The 18,410-nt window shown below is 75.3% G+C and carries 17 protein-coding genes; 4 read left to right on the top strand and 13 right to left on the bottom strand.

Annotated features, from left to right (window positions below; all coding sequences use genetic code 11):
• Nucleotides 1-51: 51 nt before the first annotated feature.
• The 5 genes from IG63_RS0108060 to IG63_RS0108040 form a co-directional block, all read right to left on the bottom strand.
• A complete protein-coding gene (locus IG63_RS0108060) occupies nt 52-2,892 on the bottom strand; it encodes a helix-turn-helix transcriptional regulator (protein ID WP_169741776.1) in 2,841 nt (946 codons plus the stop codon).
• 8 nt (nt 2,893-2,900) lie between these two features.
• Nucleotides 2,901-3,032 carry a hypothetical protein gene (locus tag IG63_RS23805; RefSeq protein ID WP_281174277.1) on the bottom strand — a complete coding sequence of 44 codons (132 nt, stop codon included), beginning with the start codon at nt 3,030-3,032 and terminating at the stop codon, nt 2,901-2,903.
• Nucleotides 3,033-3,150: 118 nt separating this feature from the next.
• The gene (gene hutI / locus IG63_RS0108050) at nt 3,151-4,308 is read right to left on the bottom strand and encodes an imidazolonepropionase (protein WP_030483864.1); all 1,158 of its coding nucleotides are present in this window, start codon (nt 4,306-4,308) and stop codon (nt 3,151-3,153) included.
• On the bottom strand, nt 4,305-5,522 hold the full coding sequence (locus IG63_RS0108045; protein WP_051706371.1) for a formimidoylglutamate deiminase: 1,218 nt from the start codon (nt 5,520-5,522) through the stop codon (nt 4,305-4,307). The genes hutI and IG63_RS0108045 overlap by 4 nt, the downstream gene beginning before the upstream one ends.
• Complete coding sequence (locus tag IG63_RS0108040) at nt 5,519-6,724, bottom strand: allantoate amidohydrolase (protein WP_245604364.1); 1,206 nt, start codon at nt 6,722-6,724, stop codon at nt 5,519-5,521. The genes IG63_RS0108045 and IG63_RS0108040 overlap by 4 nt, the downstream gene beginning before the upstream one ends.
• 10 nt (nt 6,725-6,734) lie before the next feature.
• Here IG63_RS0108040 and IG63_RS0108035 point away from each other — a divergent pair, with 10 nt between their 5' ends.
• Entirely contained in the window at nt 6,735-7,406 is a 672-nt protein-coding gene (locus IG63_RS0108035) for a nitroreductase family protein (RefSeq protein ID WP_342665949.1), read from the top strand.
• Between the two features lie 161 nt (nt 7,407-7,567).
• Entirely contained in the window at nt 7,568-7,711 is a 144-nt protein-coding gene (locus IG63_RS23005) for a hypothetical protein (protein ID WP_169741775.1), read from the top strand.
• Nucleotides 7,712-7,790: 79 nt separating this feature from the next.
• Here IG63_RS23005 and IG63_RS0108025 read toward each other — a convergent pair whose 3' ends face one another.
• From IG63_RS0108025 to IG63_RS0108010, 4 genes are all read right to left on the bottom strand, one after another.
• Nucleotides 7,791-8,597, bottom strand: coding sequence for an ABC transporter permease (locus tag IG63_RS0108025; RefSeq protein WP_030483860.1), 807 nt, complete (start codon nt 8,595-8,597; stop codon nt 7,791-7,793).
• Nucleotides 8,597-9,607, bottom strand: coding sequence for a daunorubicin resistance protein DrrA family ABC transporter ATP-binding protein (locus tag IG63_RS0108020; RefSeq protein WP_030483859.1), 1,011 nt, complete (start codon nt 9,605-9,607; stop codon nt 8,597-8,599). The genes IG63_RS0108025 and IG63_RS0108020 overlap by 1 nt, the downstream gene beginning before the upstream one ends.
• A gap of 151 nt (nt 9,608-9,758) precedes the next feature.
• Nucleotides 9,759-10,349 (bottom strand): hypothetical protein, encoded by a 591-nt coding sequence (locus IG63_RS0108015; protein WP_030483858.1) that lies wholly within the window; start codon nt 10,347-10,349, stop codon nt 9,759-9,761.
• A gap of 22 nt (nt 10,350-10,371) precedes the next feature.
• Nucleotides 10,372-11,157, bottom strand: coding sequence for a TSUP family transporter (locus IG63_RS0108010; protein ID WP_030483857.1), 786 nt, complete (start codon nt 11,155-11,157; stop codon nt 10,372-10,374).
• Nucleotides 11,158-11,224: 67 nt separating this feature from the next.
• On the opposite strand from IG63_RS0108010, the gene IG63_RS0108005 reads away from it, so the two are divergent.
• Nucleotides 11,225-11,755 (top strand): DnaJ family domain-containing protein, encoded by a 531-nt coding sequence (locus IG63_RS0108005; protein ID WP_030483856.1) that lies wholly within the window; start codon nt 11,225-11,227, stop codon nt 11,753-11,755.
• A complete protein-coding gene (locus IG63_RS20535) occupies nt 11,752-12,375 on the top strand; it encodes a class F sortase (protein WP_169741774.1) in 624 nt (207 codons plus the stop codon). Before IG63_RS0108005 ends, IG63_RS20535 begins: the two co-directional genes overlap by 4 nt.
• A 139-nt stretch (nt 12,376-12,514) precedes the next feature.
• Here IG63_RS20535 and IG63_RS0107995 read toward each other — a convergent pair whose 3' ends face one another.
• The 4 genes from IG63_RS0107995 to hutH all read right to left on the bottom strand — a co-directional run bounded on the left by IG63_RS0107995 (nt 12,515) and on the right by hutH (nt 18,201).
• Nucleotides 12,515-13,393 carry a universal stress protein gene (locus tag IG63_RS0107995; protein ID WP_030483855.1) on the bottom strand — a complete coding sequence of 293 codons (879 nt, stop codon included), beginning with the start codon at nt 13,391-13,393 and terminating at the stop codon, nt 12,515-12,517.
• Entirely contained in the window at nt 13,390-14,871 is a 1,482-nt protein-coding gene (locus tag IG63_RS0107990; protein WP_036194721.1) for an amino acid permease, read from the bottom strand. Before IG63_RS0107990 ends, IG63_RS0107995 begins: the two co-directional genes overlap by 4 nt.
• Before the next feature lie 118 nt (nt 14,872-14,989).
• A complete protein-coding gene (gene hutU, locus IG63_RS0107985) occupies nt 14,990-16,654 on the bottom strand; it encodes a urocanate hydratase (protein ID WP_030483853.1) in 1,665 nt (554 codons plus the stop codon).
• A complete protein-coding gene (gene hutH, locus IG63_RS0107980) occupies nt 16,651-18,201 on the bottom strand; it encodes a histidine ammonia-lyase (RefSeq protein ID WP_030483852.1) in 1,551 nt (516 codons plus the stop codon). Before hutH ends, hutU begins: the two co-directional genes overlap by 4 nt.
• Nucleotides 18,202-18,410: the final 209 nt, after the last annotated feature.

Raw genomic sequence — 18,410 nt, 5'->3', positions numbered from 1 at the left:
GATCCTGGCGGATGCATTCCGCCGCCGCCACCGGGGGCCGGCCGCCGCCCCTCAGGGGTCGAGCAGGCCGGCGCGGCGGGCGAGGGCGGCGGCCTCGGTGCGGCTCCCGGCGCCCAGCTTGGCCATCAGGTTGGAGACGTGCACCGAGACGGTCTTGGCGGAGATGAAGAGCCGGGTGCCGATCTCGGGGTTGCTGCGCCCGTCGGCCACGAGGGCGAGGATCTCGTGCTCGCGCGGCGTCAGCAGGTCGGCCGACGGGGCTCGCTCGCCCACCTCCTCCAGCAGGGGTGCGGCGCCCAGCCGCACCGCCACCTCGCGCGCGGCGTGCAGCGCGGCCCGCGCCTCCCGCTGGGTCTCCTCCCCGCGGCCGGCGGCCCGCAGCACCGCGCCGAGCCGGGCTCGCGACCGGGCGGCCTCCTCGACCCAGCCGAGCTCGTCGAAGAGCCGGGTGCTCTCGCGCCAGGCGGACTCCAGGGCGGCGAGGTCGACCTCGTCGCCCAGCTGCCAGTCGAGGCGCAGCCGCTCGGCCCCGACCCGGGCCGCCCAGGCGCGCCCCTCGACCCCCGGCGTCCAGTCGTCGGCGACCCACCCGTCGCGCACGCGGTCGACGTCGGCGACGACCCGGTCGGCCGCCGCACGCAGCTCCTCCCGCTCACCCGTCGGCGCGCGGCGCGCGGCGTCGGCGAGCGCCGCCAGGGTCAGCGCGCCGAGCCGCACCATGGCGTCGAAGCGGTCACCCCACAGCGGCGCGAAGACCCGCACCACCTCGTCGTACGCCGCCAGCGCGGCCCACGGTCCCTCCTGCCACCCCCGGAGCTGGATCGCGGCGTGCGAGGACCAGGTGCCGGTGAGCCCGTCGTCGCGCCACCGCTCGCGCACCGCCGGGAGCAGCCGGAGCGCGTCGACGTCGCCCCGCGCGCCCCGCACCACCATCGCCACGCTGTCGAGCAGGGCCCGGGGCGTCGGCGGCGGGTCCTCGTCGCGGTGGTCGACGAGGGCGAGCGCCTCGTCCCACTCGCCGCGCTGGAAGGCCATCAGGCCCGCCAGGGTCCGACCGACGACCGCCATGGTGCTCCACCGCCGACCCGACTCGCGGCCCACGCGCACGGTGTCGACGAAGTGCTGCTGCGCCTCCTCCAGCCGGCCGGCCTCGGCGGCGATGAAGGCCAGTCGGGTCAGGCCCCGCCCCTCGGCGTAGACGTCGCCGTCGGCGCGCGCCTGCGCCACGATGCGCCGCACCTCCGCCACCGCGCTCTCGCCGCGGCCGAGGCGCTGCTGCACCCACGTCAGCGACAGCCGGGCGTCGGAGGCCACGTGGGGCAGGCCGAGCTCGTCGGCCAGCGCCAGCGCCTCCTCGGCGCTCGGGAGCACCTCGGCGTGGCGGTCCTCCCAGATCAGCGCGAGTGCGTGCGCCGCGAGCACCCGCGCCCGCAGCGGGGTGGGCTCGGGGCCCAGCAGCGCGAGCGCCTCCGCGCTGACCTCCACGGGGTGCGCGACGGCCTCGGTGGCGCGCATCGCGTCGAGGTGCGCCAGCAGCAGCACCGCGCGGCGCCGCGGCTCGCGGTCGGTGGCCGCCGCGACGTGCTGCCCGGCCAGCGCCGCCGCCCGCTCGGGACGACCCGCCGCCACCAGCGCCTCCACCGCGCGCAGCACCAGGTCCTCCTCGGGCGGCGCGTCGGCCATGCCGGGGGCCACCCGGGGGTGCAGGTCGAGCGCGGTGCGCAGGTGCCGGGCAGCCTCCTCGGGGCCGCCCGCCGCCATCGCGAGGGCGGCCGCCTCGACGCTGGCCAGCAGCGCCGCCGGCAGGTCGTGCGAGGCCAGGGCGTGCCGCGCCAGCTCGGGCGCGCCGCGGCTCCCGCGCAGCTCGCGGACCGCGGCGGCGTACGCCGTGTGCAGCCGGGTGCGCTCGCCCGGAAGCAGGTCGTCGTACGCCGCCTCGCCGAGCAGCGCGTGCCGGAAGGCGTACTCGCTCTCGCCGCTGCGCACCAGCACGTGGGCGTCGAGCGCCTCGCGCAGCGCGGCGTCGAGCCCGTCGGGGTCGGGGGCGACGGCGGCCAGCAGGTCGTGCGGCACCCGCTGGCCGGCGACGGCCGCCACCCGCACCAGCTGGCGGGCCGGCTCGCCGAGCCGGTCGAGCCGCACGAGCAGCAGCTGGGCGAGGTCGTCGGGCAGGTCGCGCTCGCCCGCGGCCAGGGCGGCGACCAGCTCCTCGACGTAGAAGGCGTTGCCCTGGGCCCGCTGCACGATCCGGTCGACGGCGTCGGCCGCGGGCGCCTCCCCGGCCAGGTCCCCCGCCAGCTCGCCGACCATCCGCCTCACGGCCCCCGCCGGCAGCGGCTCGAGGGCCAGGCGCTGCACGCCGGGGCGGCGTACCCACTCGGCGACCTGGGCGCGCAGCGGGTGCTGGCGGTGCATCTCGTCGGAGCGGTAGGTGGCCACCAGCAGCACCCGACCGGTGAGCTGGGTGGCCAGCAGGAAGCTGAGCAGGTCGCGGGTGCTGGCGTCGGCCCAGTGCACGTCCTCGACGACGACGGCGAGCGGCGCCTCGGCGGCGAGCCCGTCGAGCATGGCCCGGACGCCGTCGGCCACCGCGCCGCGGTCGAGCGCGCCGTCGCGGCCCCACGGCGCCGCGTCGGTGCCGCGGGCGATCTCGGCGAAGGGGAGGTAGGGCATGGTGCCCTCGCCGAGGTCGAGGCAGTGGCCGACCACGCAGCGCCAGCCCTGCTGCTCCCACCGGCGCACGGCCTCGGTCAGCAGCCGGGTCTTGCCGACCCCGGCCTCGCCGGGTACCAGCACGAGCCGCGTGGTGTCGTCGTCGGCGTACCCGACCAGCGCCTCGACCTCGGCGTCACGGCCGACGAGGAGCTCGGCCCGGGCCCGGTCGTGACGCACGTCCGGCATCATCGCGCACGGCGCCCCCAGGGGCGACCCGTGCCGACGGGCCGGCCGCGCCGGCGGGTGAGCTCGGCCAGGCGACGCTCGTGCTCGACGCGCAGCGCGTCCAGGGCGAGGGAGTTGTACATGGGGATCACGTCCTCTGCTCTCGGTGTGACCCCCATGCCACTCCTGAGCCGCCCCCGGCACATCGGGCGAAGCCTCAGATCGCGCCGTACGCCGCCCCGCCCACGGCCTGAGGTCGTCTGAGGTGCCTCAGGCGAGCACCTCGGCCACCAGCGGCACCCCGGGGCGGTAGGCCAGGTGGAGGTGCGACGGCGCGTCGAGCACGACGAGGTGGGCCCGGCGCCCCGGCGCCAGCACGCCCACGTCGTCGCGGTCGAGCGCCAGCGCGCCTCCCGCGGTGGCGGCCCAGAGCGCCTCGGCCGGCGTCATCCGCATCTCGCGCACCGCCAGGGCCACGCACAGCGGCATCGAGGAGGTGTAGCAGGACCCGGGGTTGCAGTCGCTGGCCAGCGCGACCGTGACGCCGGCGTCGAGCAGCCGCCGGGCGTCGGGGTAGGGCGAGCGGGTGCTGAACTCGACCCCCGGCAGCAGCGTCGCGACCGTGCCCGAGTCGGCCAGCGCCGCCACGTCGGCGTCGTCGAGGTGGGTGCAGTGGTCGACGGCCACCAGGCCGAGCTCGCAGGCCAGCCGGACGCCCGGGCCCGGGCCGAGCTGGTTGGCGTGCAGCCGGCAGCGCAGCCCCGACGCGGCCCCGGACGCCAGCACCGCGCGGGCCTGGTCGACGTCGAAGGCGCCGCGCTCGCAGAAGGCGTCGACCCAGCGGGCGTGCGGCGCGCAGGCCTCGAGCATGGCCCCGGTCACGAGGTCGACGTAGGCCGCCGGGTCGTCGGCGTGCTCAGGGGGCACCACGTGCGCCCCGAGGAAGGTCGTCTCGTCGGTGTGACGGCGCGCGATCGCCAGCGAGCGGGCCTCGTCGTGCACGGTGAGGCCGTAGCCGCTCTTGACCTCGACGGTGGTGGTGCCCTGGCGGCGCATCTCGGCCAGCAAGCGCAGCAGGTTGGCCTCGAGCTGCTCGTCGGTGGCCGCGCGGGTCGCGGCGACGGTGGTGCGGATGCCGCCCCCGTCGTACGCCGTGCCGGCCATGCGGGCCGCGAACTCCGCCGCCCGATCACCCGCGAAGACAAGGTGGGCGTGGGAGTCGACGAAGCCCGGCACCACGGCGCGGCCCCCGAGGTCGCGGGCGACGTCGGCGGCCGGCGCCTCGACCCGGCGGCCGACCCACGCGACGCGGCCCGCCTCGACCACCACGGCGGCGTCCTCGACGAGGCCGAGGGGCGTGGCGTCGTGCCCGGCCTCTGCGTCGTTGGTGACCAGCTCGGCGATGCCGGTCAGGAGCAGGGTCGTCACGGCGTCGTCACCCGCGTCACGTCGGCGGCCGACGCCGCGAAGACCAGCGTCTCGGCGCTCGCCCCGGTGCCCCGCGTGCGCACCGAGTCGAGCGCGACGGTGACCAGCTCGGCACGCGCCCCGACCTCGATCCGGCCCGCGTCGTCGAAGCCGAGGGAGGCGTGGCCGTCGTGGGTGGCGGCCGCGAGCAGCTCGGCCGCGCTCCAGTGGCCGCGGCGCTGCGTCGCGAGCCGCTCGTGCATCTCCACCGCCCGCATCTCCTCGAAGAGGTCGACCACCGCGTGGCTGTCGGAGCCCAGCGTGAGCACCGCGCCCGCCTCGTGCAAGCGGCGCGACGGTCCGAGGCCGTCGGCGAGGTCGCGCTCGGTGGTGGGACAGAAGCACACCCGGGTGCCGCTCTCACCCAGGAGGCGCACGTCGTCGTCGGTCAGGTGCGTCGCGTGCACGGCGGTGGTGAGGGGGCCCAGGGCGCCCGTCTCGGCCAGCAGCTGGGTGGGGGTGAGGCCGGTCGCGGCGAGGCACTGCTCGTTCTCGGCCACCTGCTCCGAGAGGTGCACGTGCAGCGGCCGGCCGCGGGCGGCCTCGACCACGGTGGCCAGCTGGGCGGGCGGCACGGCCCGCACCGAGTGGATCGCGACGCCGACGCGCGGGTCGTCGAGGTCGGCCACCCGCTCCGCCCACGCGGCGGCGTCGCCGTCGCTGAAGCGTCGCTGCACGCCCTCGGGCTCGCGCCCGAAGCCGGCGGCGAGGTAGCAGGCGTCGAGCAGCCGGATCCGGACCCCGGCCTCGTCGGCCGCCGCGAGCAGGGCCCGGCTCATCGCGTGCGGGTCGGCGTAGGGCGTGCCGTCGGGCTGGTGGTGCAGGTAGTGGAACTCCCCCACGGCGGTGATGCCGGTCGCCCGCATCTCGGCGTAGGTCTCGCGCGCGAGCGTGAAGTACGACTCCGGCGTCAGCGTCGCGGCCAAAGCGTACATCTGCTCCCGCCAGGTCCAGAAGGAGCCCCGCTCGCGCTGCACGTGGCCACGGAGCCCGCGGTGGAAGGCGTGGCTGTGGCAGTCGGCCAGCCCGGGCAGGGTGAGTCCGGGCACAGACGTGACCGTCGCGACCGGCGGGCCTCCGACGGCGACCATCCTCCCGTCGGCGACCTCCACCGGCACGTCGGCGTGCACCTCGCCGTCGGGGAGCAGCGCGTGCTCCAGCAGGTACGCCGTCACCTCAGCAGCTCCTCGAGGGCGTCGGCGAGCGCCACCACTCCCTGCAGGCAGTCGACCGTCTCGGCGTGCTCGGCCGGGGAGTGCGAGACCCCGGTCGGGTTGCGCACGAAGAGCATCGCCGTGGGCACCCCCGCGGCGGCCAGCACCCCGGCGTCGTGCCCGGCCAGGGAGGGGATCGCGGGGGCGTCGCCGAGCAGCCCCGCGAGCCGGGCCGTGAGGGTGGCGTCGAAGGCGACCTCGGGCGAGACCGACTCGGGGGTGACCTCGAGCCGGGTGCCGTCACGCTCGGCGCGCTCGCCGGCCTGGCGGGCGACGCCCGCGACCAGCTCCTCCAGCGACGCCGAGGTGTCGGCACGGGCGTCGAGCCAGGCGCTCACGAGCGAGGGCACGGCGTTGGTGCCGTTGGGCTCGACCGCGACGCGCCCGAAGGTGGCCCGGGCGCCGGCCAGCCGGGCCTGCTTGTTGGCCGCCAGCACGGTCATGGCGTAGGTCAGCATCGGGTCGTGCCGGTCCTCCATCCGGGTGGCGCCGGCGTGGTTGGCCTCGCCCGCGAAGTCGAAGCGCCACCGACCGTGGGGCCACATCACCGACGCCAGTCCGACCGCGCGCTCCCGGTGCACCAGGTCGCGCCCCTGCTCGACGTGCAGCTCGACCGCGCAGCCCACCCGGTCGAGCCAGGACGCGCGGCCCAGCCCGGGCTCCACGCCCGCCGCGGCCATCGCGTCGAGGAGGGCGACGCCGTCGCGGTCGCGCAGCTCGCGGGCCGCCTCCGGCGTCGTGGCCCCGACCGCCAGGCGCGACCCCAGGCAGGCCACCCCGAAGCGGGACCCCTCCTCCTCCGCGAAGGCCGCCACCGCGAGCGGGCGCGCGGGCGCCACGCCGCGCTCGCGCAGCAGGTCGACCGCCGCGAGCGACGAGACCACGCCGAGCGGGCCGTCGTACGCCCCACCGTCGAGCACGGAGTCGAGGTGGGAGCCGGTGAGCACCGCCCGGTCGGCCGAGCCGCCCGGCGGGTGCCACCAGCCCAGCAGGTTGCCGTCGCCGTCGGCCTCGACCACCAGCTCCCGCGCCTCGCACTGCTCGGCGAACCACGCGCGCAGCTCGCGCTCCGCCGCGGCGTACGGCTGGCGGAAGTAGCCACCGCCGGCGGCCCGGCCGACGGGGGCGAGGTCTCGCCACATGGTCTCGAAGTCGTCAGGCACGGGTCCTCCGGTGGGGCGCTCGACACTGGGCGGCATCTCGATGCTGGGCATCTCGATACTGGGCGGCATGGAGTTCGCCGAGGTCGTCCGCCGTCGCCGCATGGTCCGCCGCTACCGCGACGAGCCCGTCGACCCGGCCGTGGTCGACCGGGCGCTCGCGCACGCGGTGCGGGCGCCGAGCGCCGGCTTCACGCAGGGCTGGGGCTTCCTCGTGCTCGACACGGCCGACGACGTGCGTCGCTTCTGGACCGCCACGGTGCGCCATCCCGACGACCTCGCGCAGCCCGACCGCTGGCTCGAGGGGATGATGCGCGCCCCCGTCGTGGTGGTGCCGTGCTCGAGCAAGCAGGCCTACCTGGAGCGCTACGCGCTGCCCGACAAGGGCTGGACCGACCGCGACGAGGAGCGCTGGCCGGTGCCCTACTGGCACACCGACGCCGCGATGGCCGCGCTGCTCATCCTGCAGACGGCCGTCGACGAGGGCCTGGGCGGCTGCCTCTTCGGCGTCGCGGCCGACCGGGTGCAGCCGCTGCGCGACGCCTTCGGCGTGCCGGCCGACTTCGACCCGGTGGGCGCCGTCACCCTCGGGCACCCCGAGGCCGGCGGCGCCGCGGGCTCCCCCGCTCGGCGCCGTCGGCGTCCGGCGACGGACGTGGTGCACCGCGGACGCTGGGGCGGGTGAGCGGGGCACCACGCCAGTCCACCCGACCGGGGCCGTCGGGGGCCACCGCCCACACCGAGGCGACGTCTCGGATCCGAGACCAGGTCGGCCCGGTTTGTGCGGATCGGGGTGGGGGTACGGGGAGGCTCGGCATGCCCACCCCCCGACAAAGGAGTCGCCACATGATCGTCCTCGGTCTGATCCTGCTCATCCTCGGACTGGTCCTTCCCCAGTCGATCCTCACGACGATCGGCATCGTGCTGATCGTGGTCGGGCTGATCCTCAACCTGGTGCCCATCGGCGGCACGCGACGACGGGTCTTCTGACCTCGACGCGCGACACCGCACGACACCGCAGGCCCCGTCCGATCCGGACGGGGCCTGCGGTGTCTGGGCGGCCGGCAGCTCAGCGGCTGGCCGCCCGCTGGTACTGCCGGACCGCGAGCGGGGCGAAGACCGCCACGATGACCGCCGCCCACAGCAGGGTGTAGAGCACCGGGTGCTGCAGCGCCCAGCCCTCGGGCTCCGGCGCTCCCGGCGCGGTGTTGCCGAAGAGCTCGCGCGCGGCCTGCGTGACCGACGAGACCGGGTTCCACTCCGCGAAGACGCGCAGCGGCCCCGGCAGCGTCTCGATGGGCACGAAGGTGTTGGCGCTGAAGGTGAGCGGGAAGATCACGATGAAGGAGGCGTTGTTGACGACCTCCGGGGTGCGCACCAGCAGCCCGACGTAGGCCATCACCCACGAGATGGCGTAGGCGAAGACGAGCAGCACCAGGAAGCCGGCCGCCGCCTCGAGCACCGAGGTGCGGATGCGCCAGCCCACCAGCAGGCCCGTGAGCGCCATGACCACGAGGCTGAGCACGTTGATGCCGACGTCGGCCAGGGTGCGGCCGAAGACCACGGCGCCGGGCGACATCGGCAGCGAGCGGAAGCGGTCGACGATGCCCTTCTGCAGGTCCTCGGCCAGGCTGAAGCCGGTGAAGGTCGAGCCGAAGACGACCGTCTGGGCGAAGATGCCGGCGATGAGGAACTCGCGGTAGCCCACGCCGCCCTGGTCTCCGATCGCGCCGCCGAAGACGAAGGCGAAGAGCAGCACGAACATGATGGGCGAGATCAGCGTGAAGACCAACACGTCGGGGACGCGCAGGATCTTCTTCAGGTTGCGCTGGGTGATGGTGACCGTGTCGGTCGCCAGCTCGGCCACGGCGCTCATCACGCGACCTCCTCGGTCGTCGCGGCCGACTCGGACGTCTCCGGCTCCTCGGCGGTGGGTGCGGCGTCCTCGGCGGGGCGGCCGGTGAGCCGCATGAAGACGTCGTCGAGCGTCGGGCGTCGCAGGCCCACGTCGCTCACCTCGATGCCCTCCTGGTCGAGCAGCCGCAGCAGCACCACCAGCGCCTGGGCGCCCCCGTCGACCGGCACCGTCACGCGCCCGTCGCGGCGGTCGAGCACGGGCTCGGCCGGCCCGAGGGTGCGCGCCTGCGCGGCGGCCCGGTCGAGGTCCGCAGCATGGGCGACCACGACCTCGACCCGCTCGCCACCGACCTGCGACTTCAGCTCGTCGGCCGTGCCGAGCGCGATCACGCGGCCGTGGTCGATCACGGCGATGCGGTCGGCGAGGCGGTCGGCCTCCTCGAGGTACTGCGTGGTGAGCAGCAGCGTGGTGCCGCCCGCGACGAGGTCCTCGATGACGTCCCACATCCCGGCCCGGCCCCGCGGGTCGAGGCCGGTGGTGGGCTCGTCGAGGAAGAGCACCGGCGGCTCCGCCACCAGCGCCCCGGCCAGGTCGAGCCGGCGCCGCATGCCGCCGGAGAAGCCCTTGACCTGCCGGTCGGCCGCCTCGTCGAGGTCGAAGCGGGTCAGCAGGTCGCTGGCCCGCTGCCGGCTCCGGTCGCGGCCGAGGTGGTAGAGCCGGCCGACCATGTCGAGGTTCTCCCGCGCGGTGAGGTGCTCGTCGACGGCGGCGTACTGGCCGGAGACGCCGATGCTGCGGCGCAGCCGCTGGGGCTCGGCCAGGACGTCGATCCCGGCGACCTCCGCCGTGCCCTCGTCGGGCCGCAGCAGCGTGGTGAGCACGCGCACCGTGGTCGTCTTGCCGGCGCCGTTGGGGCCCAGCAGCCCCATCACGGTGCCCTCCTCGACCTCGAGGTCGAGGCCGTCGAGGGCCGTCACCTCGCTGCCGTAGCGCTTGCGCAACCCCTGCGCCCTGATCGCCGTCGCCATGCCGTCGCCTCGCTCCCCTGGTGGTGCAGATGTGTGCGTGTCGACCCGGCGTCGGGCCGGGACTCATCGCAGTGACGACAGTAGGCCGCCGGTGTGACAGTCACCGGCCGGCAGAGCGGCGGGAGCGGGGCGACGCGGACGCCGCCCGCGGTCACTCCAGCAGGCGGGCCAGGGCCGAGCTGCTGCCTTCGCCGGAGCCGCGCCGCGAGCGCGGCCGCAGGACGATGCCGGCCAGTGGCGAGGAGGCGACGTCTCCGCCTGCCTGCAGGTGGGCTGCCTGCAGCCGGAGCACCTGGGCGAGCGGGTCGTCGGTGCGGGCGTGGCGCTCCAGCGCCGTCGCGAGCAGGTGCAGAACCTCGGGGTCGCGGCAGTCCTCGGCCCAGCGGCCGACGACCAGGACCCCGACCCGCAGCGTGGCGCCGCGCGGCGGACCCACGAGCAGGGCCATGCAGCCGGCGCCGACGTCGGCGAGGTGCACCCACTCGGCCTCGGCGAGGCGCGTCGTACGCCGCACCCCGAGGCGCACGGCGGTGAGGTCGCCGGTCTCCGGGTCGAGGTGCACGCGCCGCGCGCTCACCCACAGCAGCACGACCAGCGGCGCCAGCGAGACCAGCGCCACCCACACGGGTGCGTCGGTGAGCCACCAGGCGGCGGCACTGAGCACCAGCAGCCCGAGCGCGACCACGACCGCCCAGCGCCGTACGTCGGCCAGCGCGAGCGGCGGGAGCACGAGGGGCGACATCCGCCCAGTCAACCCCACGCCCTCAACCCCACAGGCCCAGCACCTCGCCGCCCAGGCGCACCACGAAGGCCCCCACCACGACGAGGAAGAAGACCCGCACGAAGCGGGAGCCCCGACCGATCGCGGTGCGGGCGCCGACCCACCCGCCGAGCAGGTTCGCCGCCCCCATCAGCAGCCCGACCTGCCACAGCACCGCGCCCTGCGGCACGAAGACGCACAGCGCGGCCAGGTTGGTCGCGACGTTGGCGATCTTGGCCTTCGCGGAGGACTGCAGGAAGTCGTAGCCCAGGACCGCCACCAGGCCGATCACCAGGAAGCTGCCGGTGCCCGGACCGAGCACGCCGTCGTAGAAGCCGACGGCCAGCCCGACGCCGACCGCGGCGGCGGTGTGGTGACGCCCCGCGAAGCGCAGCTCGGTGACCGCGCCGAGCTCGGGCCGCAGCAGCACGTAGGCGCCGACCACCACGAGCGCGCCGAGCACGACCGGGGTGAAGACCTCCTTGCTCAGGCCGCTGGCGACGACGGCGCCGGCCGCGGAGCCCGCGAAGGCCGCAACCATCAGCGGCACGAAGGTCCGCGGGTCGGGGCGGACCCGGCGCACGTACGTCGCCGCGCTCGTCGCCGTGCCGCACACCGCGGCGATCTTGTTGGTCGCCAGCACCTGCACCGGGCTGGCTCCCGGCAGTCCCAGGAGCAGGGCCGGCAGCTGCACCAGCCCACCGCCGCCGACGACAGCGTCGACGAAGCCGGCCACGAGCCCCGCCAGCACCAGGAGCAGCAGGACGGTCAGCGAGACGTCGTCGAGCACCCGGCGAGGCTACGGTCCGCTCCCCCGCCCACCTATCCTGGGACCGCAGCCGATCCCGGGACGGACCATGACCGACGAGCGCGAACCCAGCCGCCAGCGGCAGGAGCGCGAGCGCGACCAGCGCACCGGGAGCAGCGCCGCCGCGACGCGGATTCAGCACCAGGCCCGCTGGGTCGACCTGCAGATCCAGCGCGCGATGGAGCGGGGCGACTTCGACGACCTGCCGGGTGCCGGCAAGCCGCTCGGCGACCTCGGCGCGCCGGAGGACCGCGAGTGGTGGCTGCGCAAGCTGATCGAGCGCGAGCAGATCACCGGCGTGCTGCCGCCCGCGCTGCAGCTGCGCAAGGAGGACGCCGAGCTCGACGCGCTGCTCGACCGCGAGACCGCCGAGCGCCGGGTGCGCGACCTCGTCGACGACTTCAACCGCCGCGTCGTCGAGGCGCGACGACAGCTGCAGGGCGGCCCGCCGGTGGTCACGCCCACACGCGACGTCGACGCTGCGGTCGAGGCGTGGCGCGAGCGGTTGCGCGCGCGTCGTACGCCGCCGCCCGCCCCGCCCGAGCCGCCGCGGACTCGGCGCTGGTGGCGGCGCCGGTGAGGGCGCCAGTGAGGGCGGGCCTGGCGGCAGTCGCGCTGGCGCTCGCCGTCAGCGGGTGCGGCGCACGGCCGGGGCCCGAGGAGGAGCAGGCGGCGCCCACGGCCCGCCCGCAGGCCGTCGCCGGCGGCACCGAGCTGCGCGAGCGGCCCTGCCCCGACCGCGCGCGCCCCTTCGAGCCCACCACGGTGGTCGTGGCCGGAGTGCAGGCCGACGTGCAGGTCGTCTACCCCGCGCGCGTGACCGCCGACGTGCCCGGCACCCCGCCGACCGACGCGGTGGGCAAGCAGCAGGTCGCCTTCGACCGCGACCAGGGCGTGCGTCCCGGCGACCGGCGCGGCAACGTGCTCCTCAACGCGCACACCTTCCCCGACGGCTCCGCCCTCGGCAACCGCCTGCTCGACGGTCTCCGCGAGGGCGGCCGACTCGTGCTCTCCGGCCCCGACGGGCGGCTCTGCTACCGCGTGACCGACCGCGTCGAGGTCGACGCCACCGAGCCCTTCTTCCGCTACTACGAGACCGACGGCCGGCCGCAGGTCGCCCTGGTCGTCTGCTCCGGCACCCGCCTCGGCCCCGGCGTCTGGACCAAGCGGACGGTGTGGTTCGCGAGCCCGTCGGCGTAGGACGCTCCGGCGCGGGTCTCCGCCCGGGCAGAGTCACTGGTCAACCAGTGAGACTGCCACTTCGCCAAGAAGATCTCCTTGGCGAAGTGGCGAAGTCACTGGTTGACCAGTGACTTCGCCACCCCCCCGACCGGACGCGCTAGGGCACCACGACGACCGGGACGGGCGAGTGCCGGATGATCTTGGTCGCGTTGGAGCCGAGGAAGAGGCGCGACATCAGGCTGGCGGAGGAGGAGCCGAGCACGAGCACGTCGTGGCCGTGCCAGTCGACCTGCTCGAGCGCCTCGGCCCAGCTGCGGCCGGTGGCGACGGCGCTGTCGACGTGGCCGAGGGTGGGTCGCACGAGCTCGTCGATCGCCTGCTGCTGCCGGTGCGCCGCCTGCTCGACGTACGCCGCCAGCACGTCGCCCTCGCCGAGCACCTCGGGCGGGTACATCGTGCGCCCGCGCACCGCGAAGGTGACCACGCGCAGCTCGGCGCCGATCCCGTGGCAGATGCGGACGGCGCGCGCCAGCACGTCGCGCGAGGCCTCGTCGCCGCGGAAGGCGCAGGTGACCCGGAAGACGCGCCCACCCGGCTCGCTGCGGAAGCCGCGCGGGGCGACGGCCACGGGCACCGGCGAGGAGTGCAGCAGGCGGTCGGCGGTGGAGCTGATCACGACCCGGCCCCAGGCGCCGTCGCTGCCGGACCCGACCACGATCATCCCGGCGGCCACCTCGGCCGCCTCGTCGATGAGCTCGGCGGCGACCGAGGAGCCGTGGCGGGTCGTCGCCGAGGCCTGCAGGTCGGCGCACAGCTCGGCGAGCGCGGAGGTGGCGGTGGCCACGGCCTGCTCGCCGTACTCCCGCGACCACCGGGCGAACTCCTTGTCGGGTCCGCCCGAGACCGGTGTCGGCCACGCCCCGGGGACGACGCTGACCAGGCGCAGGTCCTCGCCGGCGGCCCGGGCGAAGGAGGCGGCCAGGTAGAGCGCCCCGCGGTCCTCCTTGTGCGGGGGGTGACCGACGACGAGCGTCACGGCTGCTCCCCGGGGAGGTCGGTGTCGGCGACGAGCCCGCGGTCGAGCGCCGCGTGGCGGCGTCCCCAGAGCAGGTAGAAGCCCAGCACGAGGGCGAGCCAGACCAGGAAGATCACCCAGGTCACCAGCGGCAGGCCGTAGAGGATGTAGCCGCAGACCACGATCGTGAGCACGGGGGTGACCGGGTAGCCAGGCACCTTGAAGGGCCGGTGCAGGTCGGGCTGCGTACGCCGCAGCACCAGCACCGCGAGCGCCACCACGGAGAAGGCGATCAGGGTGCCGATCGAGACGGTGTCCCACAGGTAGTCGGCCGGCACGAAGCCGGCGACGATCGAGACGACGATCGCGACGACGACCGTGTTGTAGGTCGGGGTCAGGGTGCGCGGGTTCACCGAGGCGAAGCGGTCGGGCAGCATGCCGTCGCGGCCCATCGCGAAGAGGATCCGGGTCTGCCCGTAGAGCGTGACGAGGGTGACGGAGAAGATCGAGATGACCGCGCCCGCGGCCAGCACCGTGCCCGACACGTTGTTGCCCGTGATGTTCTCCAGGATCACCGAGAGCCCGGCCGACTGCTGCTCGGGGCTCTCGAACTCCTCGGTCGGCTGCGCCCCGACGCCAGCGATGGCCACCAGCACGTAGACCGTCACGACCACGGCGAGCGCGCCCATGATGGCGCGCGGCAGCGCGCGCTGCGGGTCTCTCACCTCCTCGCCCGCGGTCGAGACGGCGTCGAGGCCGATGAAGGAGAAGAAGATCGTGGCCGCGGCCGCGCCGATGCCCTTCGGGCCGGCGTCCCAGAAGCCCTGGAAGTGGTCGACCTGGAAGGCGGTGAGGCTGATGGCGACGAACATCAGCAGCACGCTGAGCTTGATGATCACCATGATCGTGTTGGCGCGCGCCGACTCGCTGGCCCCCCGCACCAGCAGCACCGCGCACATCACCACGAGCACCACGGCGGGCAGGTTGACCAGCCCCGTGGTGTTGTCCTCGTAGGGCACCGGGGAGTACGACAGCGCGTCGGGCAGCCCGGTGCCGATCAGGTTGGAGAGCAGCTCGTTGAAGTAGCCGCTCCAGCCCACCGCGACCGCGGAGGCGGCCACGCCGTACTCCAGCAGCACGCAGGCCGCGACGACCATCGCCACCAGCTCGCCCATGGAGTGGTAGGCGTAGGAGTACGTCGACCCGCTCACCGGGATCGCCCCGGCCACCTCGGCGTAGCAGATCGCCGAGAGCCCGGCGCCGAGGCCGGCGATCAGGAAGGCCACGATCACCGCGGGGCCGGCGTCGGGCACCGCCTCCTGCAGCACGAAGAAGATGCCGGTGCCGACGGTCGCGCCGACCCCGAACATCATGAGCTGGAAGGTGCCGAAGCTCCGCTCCAGCTTGCCACCCTGCCCCGAGCGGGCCAGGTCGATGGGCTTGCGCCGTCGCAGCTGGGCGCCGATCCCCGATCCGCCCCTGTTGGCCACGTCCGTCATCGCGGGTCTCCCTCCCTTGCCCCCTGGGCTGAAGGTAGACCCGCGCAACCATGCGAGGGAAGGGCCACGGGCGGCGTTCACACGAACGCAACGCCGGCCCCGCGTGCGGTCGGGGGCCTCAGCCCTCTTCCGACATCGGCACCCGGACGTCGCGCTCGGCCGCGACCTCCGCCGCGCGGTCGTACCCGGCGTCGACGTGGCGGATCACGCCCATGCCCGGGTCGTTGGTCAGCACGCGCTCGAGCTTCTCCGCGGCCAGGGCGGTGCCGTCGGCGACGCACACCTGGCCGGCGTGGATCGAGCGGCCGATCCCGACGCCGCCGCCGTGGTGGATGCTCACCCAGGTCGCCCCGGACGCCGTGTTGACCAGCGCGTTGAGCAGCGCCCAGTCGGCGATGGCGTCGGAGCCGTCGAGCATCGCCTCGGTCTCGCGGTAGGGCGAGGCGACCGAGCCGCAGTCGAGGTGGTCGCGGCCGATCACGATGGGCGCCTTGAGCTCGCCGCTGGCGACCATCTCGTTGAACCTCAGCCCGGCGCGGTGGCGCTCGCCGTACCCCAGCCAGCAGATGCGCGCGGGCAGGCCCTGGAAGTGCACCCTCTCGCCGGCCATGGTGATCCAGCGCCGCAGCCGCTCGTCGTCGGGGAAGAGCTCGAGCACGGCCCGGTCGGTGGCCGCGATGTCGGCGGGGTCGCCGGAGAGCGCGGCCCAGCGGAAGGGGCCGCGACCCTCGCAGAACTGCGGCCGGATGTAGGCCGGCACGAATCCGGGGAACGCGAAGGCCCGGTCGTAGCCGCCCTTGCGGGCCTCGTCGCGGATCGAGTTGCCGTAGTCGAAGACCTCGGCGCCGGCGTCCTGCAGCTCGACCATGGCGCGCACGTGGGCGGCCATGGAGGCCTGGGCGTCCTTGGTGAAGCCGTCGGGGTCGCGGCGCGCCGCGTCGTGCCAGTCGTCGAAGGGCACGCCGACCGGCAGGTAGGACAGCGGGTCGTGGGCGCTGGTCTGGTCGGTGACGACGTCGACGGGGAGCCCGCGCTCGAGCACGGCCGGGAAGACCTCGGCGGCGTTGCCGAGCAGGCCGATGGAGAGCGGACGCCGCTCGTCGCGGGCCTCGACCGCGAGCGCGAAGGCGTGGTCGAGGTCGTCGGCCTGCACGTCGAGGTAGCGGTGCTCCAGCCGCCGGGTGATGCGGGCCTGGTCGACCTCGACGCAGACGGCGACGCCGTCGTTCATGGTCACGGCCAACGGCTGCGCGCCGCCCATGCCGCCCAGGCCGGCGGTGAGGGTGATGGTGCCGGCGAGCGTGCCGCCGCGCTTCTCACCGATCGCGGCGAAGGTCTCGTAGGTGCCCTGCAGGATGCCCTGGGTGCCGATGTAGATCCACGACCCGGCCGTCATCTGCCCGTACATCGTGAGCCCGAGGTCCTCCAGCCGCCGGAACTCCTCCCAGTTGGCCCAGTCGCCCACCAGGTTGGAGTTGGCGATCAGCACCCGCGGCGCCCAGGTGTGCGTGCGCATCACCCCGACGGGCTTGCCACTCTGCACCAGCATGGTCTCGTCGTCGCGCAGGTCGCGCAGCGTGCGCACCAGGGCGTCGTACGCCTCCCAGCTGCGCGCGGCCTTGCCGGTGCCGCCGTAGACGACGAGGTCCTCGGGGCGCTCGGCGTTCTCCGGGTCGAGGTTGTTCATCAGCATCCGCAGCGGCGCCTCGGTCTGCCAGGACCGCGCGGAGAGCTCGGTGCCGTGGGGGGCGTGGATGGGGAGGCGGGGGTTGGTCTCGGTCACTGCATCTCTCCGATCGCGGACTCGGCGGCGGCCACGACGGCCCCGCTGACGACGAGCTGGTGGGTGGTCTCGATCTCCGGGGCCAGGTGGCGGTCGGTGCCCGGCCCGGCGACGCCGGCGTCGCGGAGGCGGCGTACGACGGCCTCGGTGGCGGGCGAGGGCTGCAGCGGACGCCGCAGGTCGAGCGCGCGGGCGCCGGCCATGACCTCGACGGCGAGCACCCGACCGAGCCCGTCGACGGCGCGACGCAGCTTGCGGGCGGCCGACCAGCCCATGGAGACGTGGTCCTCCTGCATCGCGCTGGAGGGGATCGAGTCGACGCTCGCCGGGTGGGCCAGCCGCTTGAGCTCGGAGACGACCGCGGCCTGGGTGTACTGCGCGATCATCAGGCCGCTGTCGACGCCCGGGTCGTCGGCGAGGAAGGGCGGCAGCCCGTGGTTGCGCGCCTTGTCGAGGAAGCGGTCGGTGCGCCGCTCGCTGATCGAGGCCAGGTCGGCCGCGACGATCGCGGCGAAGTCGAGCACGTAGGCCACCGGGGCCCCGTGGAAGTTGCCGTTGCTCTCCAGGCGGGGCTCCTCGCCCGTCGAGACCACGACGGGGTTGTCGACCGCGCTCGCCAGCTCGCGGCCCGCGACGGTGCGGCAGTGGTCGAGGGTGTCGCGCACCGCTCCGTGCACCTGCGGGGAGCAGCGCAGCGAGTAGGCGTCCTGCACCCGGTGGCAGTCGGGGCCGCGGTGGCTGGCGACCACCCCGGAGTCGCGCAGCAGCGCGCGCAGGTTGGCCGCGGAGGCGGCCTGGCCGGGGTGCGGGCGCAGCTCCTGCAGCTCGGCCGCGAAGACCCGGTCGGTGCCCAGCTGGGCCTCCACGCTCATCGCGGCGGCCACGTCGGCGGTGCGCACCAGCCGGTCGAGGTCGTGCAGGGCGAGGACCAGCATCCCGAGCATCCCGTCGGTGCCGTTGATCAGCGCCAGGCCCTCCTTGGCGGCCAGCTCGACGGGCTCCAGGCCGGCGGCGGCGAGCGCCTCCCCGGCCGGCAGCAGCCGGTCGCCGGCGTCACGCACCATCCCCTCGCCCAGGAGCGCCAGGGCGCAGTGCGAGAGTGGCGCGAGGTCGCCGGAGCAGCCCAGCGAGCCGTACTCGTGCACCACCGGGGTGATGCCGTGGCTCAGCAGGCCGGCGATCAGCTGCGCGGTCTCCCGTCGTACGCCGGTGCGGCCGGTGGCCAGCGTGCTCAGCCGCAGCAGCATCAGCGCCCGGGTGACCTCCCGCTCGACCTCCGGCCCCGACCCCGCGGCGTGGCTGCGCACGAGGGAGCGCTGCAGCTGTGCGCGCAGCTCGGTCGGGATGTGGCGGGTGGCCAGCGCGCCGAAGCCCGTGCTCACGCCGTACGCCGGTGTCGCGGCCGCCGCCAGCACCTCGACCGCCGCCCGCGCCCCGTCGATCGCCCGCAGCGCCGGCTCCGAGAGCCGCACCGCCGCACCGTGCCGCGCCACCGCCACGACCTCCGCCGGGGTCACCGGCCCGACGCCCACCTCCACCGCCTGCATGACCTCAGTCAACGCGCGTCCCACCGCCGCCCGCCAGCCTCACGGCGTACCGCGCGTCTCGGATTCGAGACCGGGCGGGGCGAGGGGCGGCGGGGGCGTCCGGCATGTAACGCGGGGTTATCGCATGTGAACAAGGCCTATGCGCGCCCACCAACGCAAGAGCCCCGCAGTACCTGTGGCGCGGCGCTCTCGCCGGCCGCGGCGTCGCC

Source organism: Nocardioides aequoreus (assembly GCF_000720335.1).
Taxonomy (GTDB): Bacteria; Actinomycetota; Actinomycetes; order Propionibacteriales; family Nocardioidaceae; genus Marmoricola; species Marmoricola aequoreus.
This window is presented reverse-complemented; position numbering and strand designations above follow the sequence as displayed.

Bases quoted from the DNA above. Each gene is read 5' to 3' on its own strand.
- IG63_RS23005 (WP_169741775.1), top strand. From the start codon at position 7,568: ATGATCGTCCTCGGTCTGATCCTGCTCATCCTCGGACTGGTCCTTCCC.
- IG63_RS0108025 (WP_030483860.1), bottom strand. From the start codon at position 8,597: ATGAGCGCCGTGGCCGAGCTGGCGACCGACACGGTCACCATCACCCAG.
- IG63_RS0108020 (WP_030483859.1), bottom strand. From the start codon at position 9,607: ATGGCGACGGCGATCAGGGCGCAGGGGTTGCGCAAGCGCTACGGCAGC.
- IG63_RS0108015 (WP_030483858.1), bottom strand. From the start codon at position 10,349: ATGTCGCCCCTCGTGCTCCCGCCGCTCGCGCTGGCCGACGTACGGCGC.
- IG63_RS0108005 (WP_030483856.1), top strand. From the start codon at position 11,225: ATGACCGACGAGCGCGAACCCAGCCGCCAGCGGCAGGAGCGCGAGCGC.
- IG63_RS0107990 (WP_036194721.1), bottom strand. From the start codon at position 14,871: ATGACGGACGTGGCCAACAGGGGCGGATCGGGGATCGGCGCCCAGCTG.
- hutH (WP_030483852.1), bottom strand. From the start codon at position 18,201: ATGCAGGCGGTGGAGGTGGGCGTCGGGCCGGTGACCCCGGCGGAGGTC.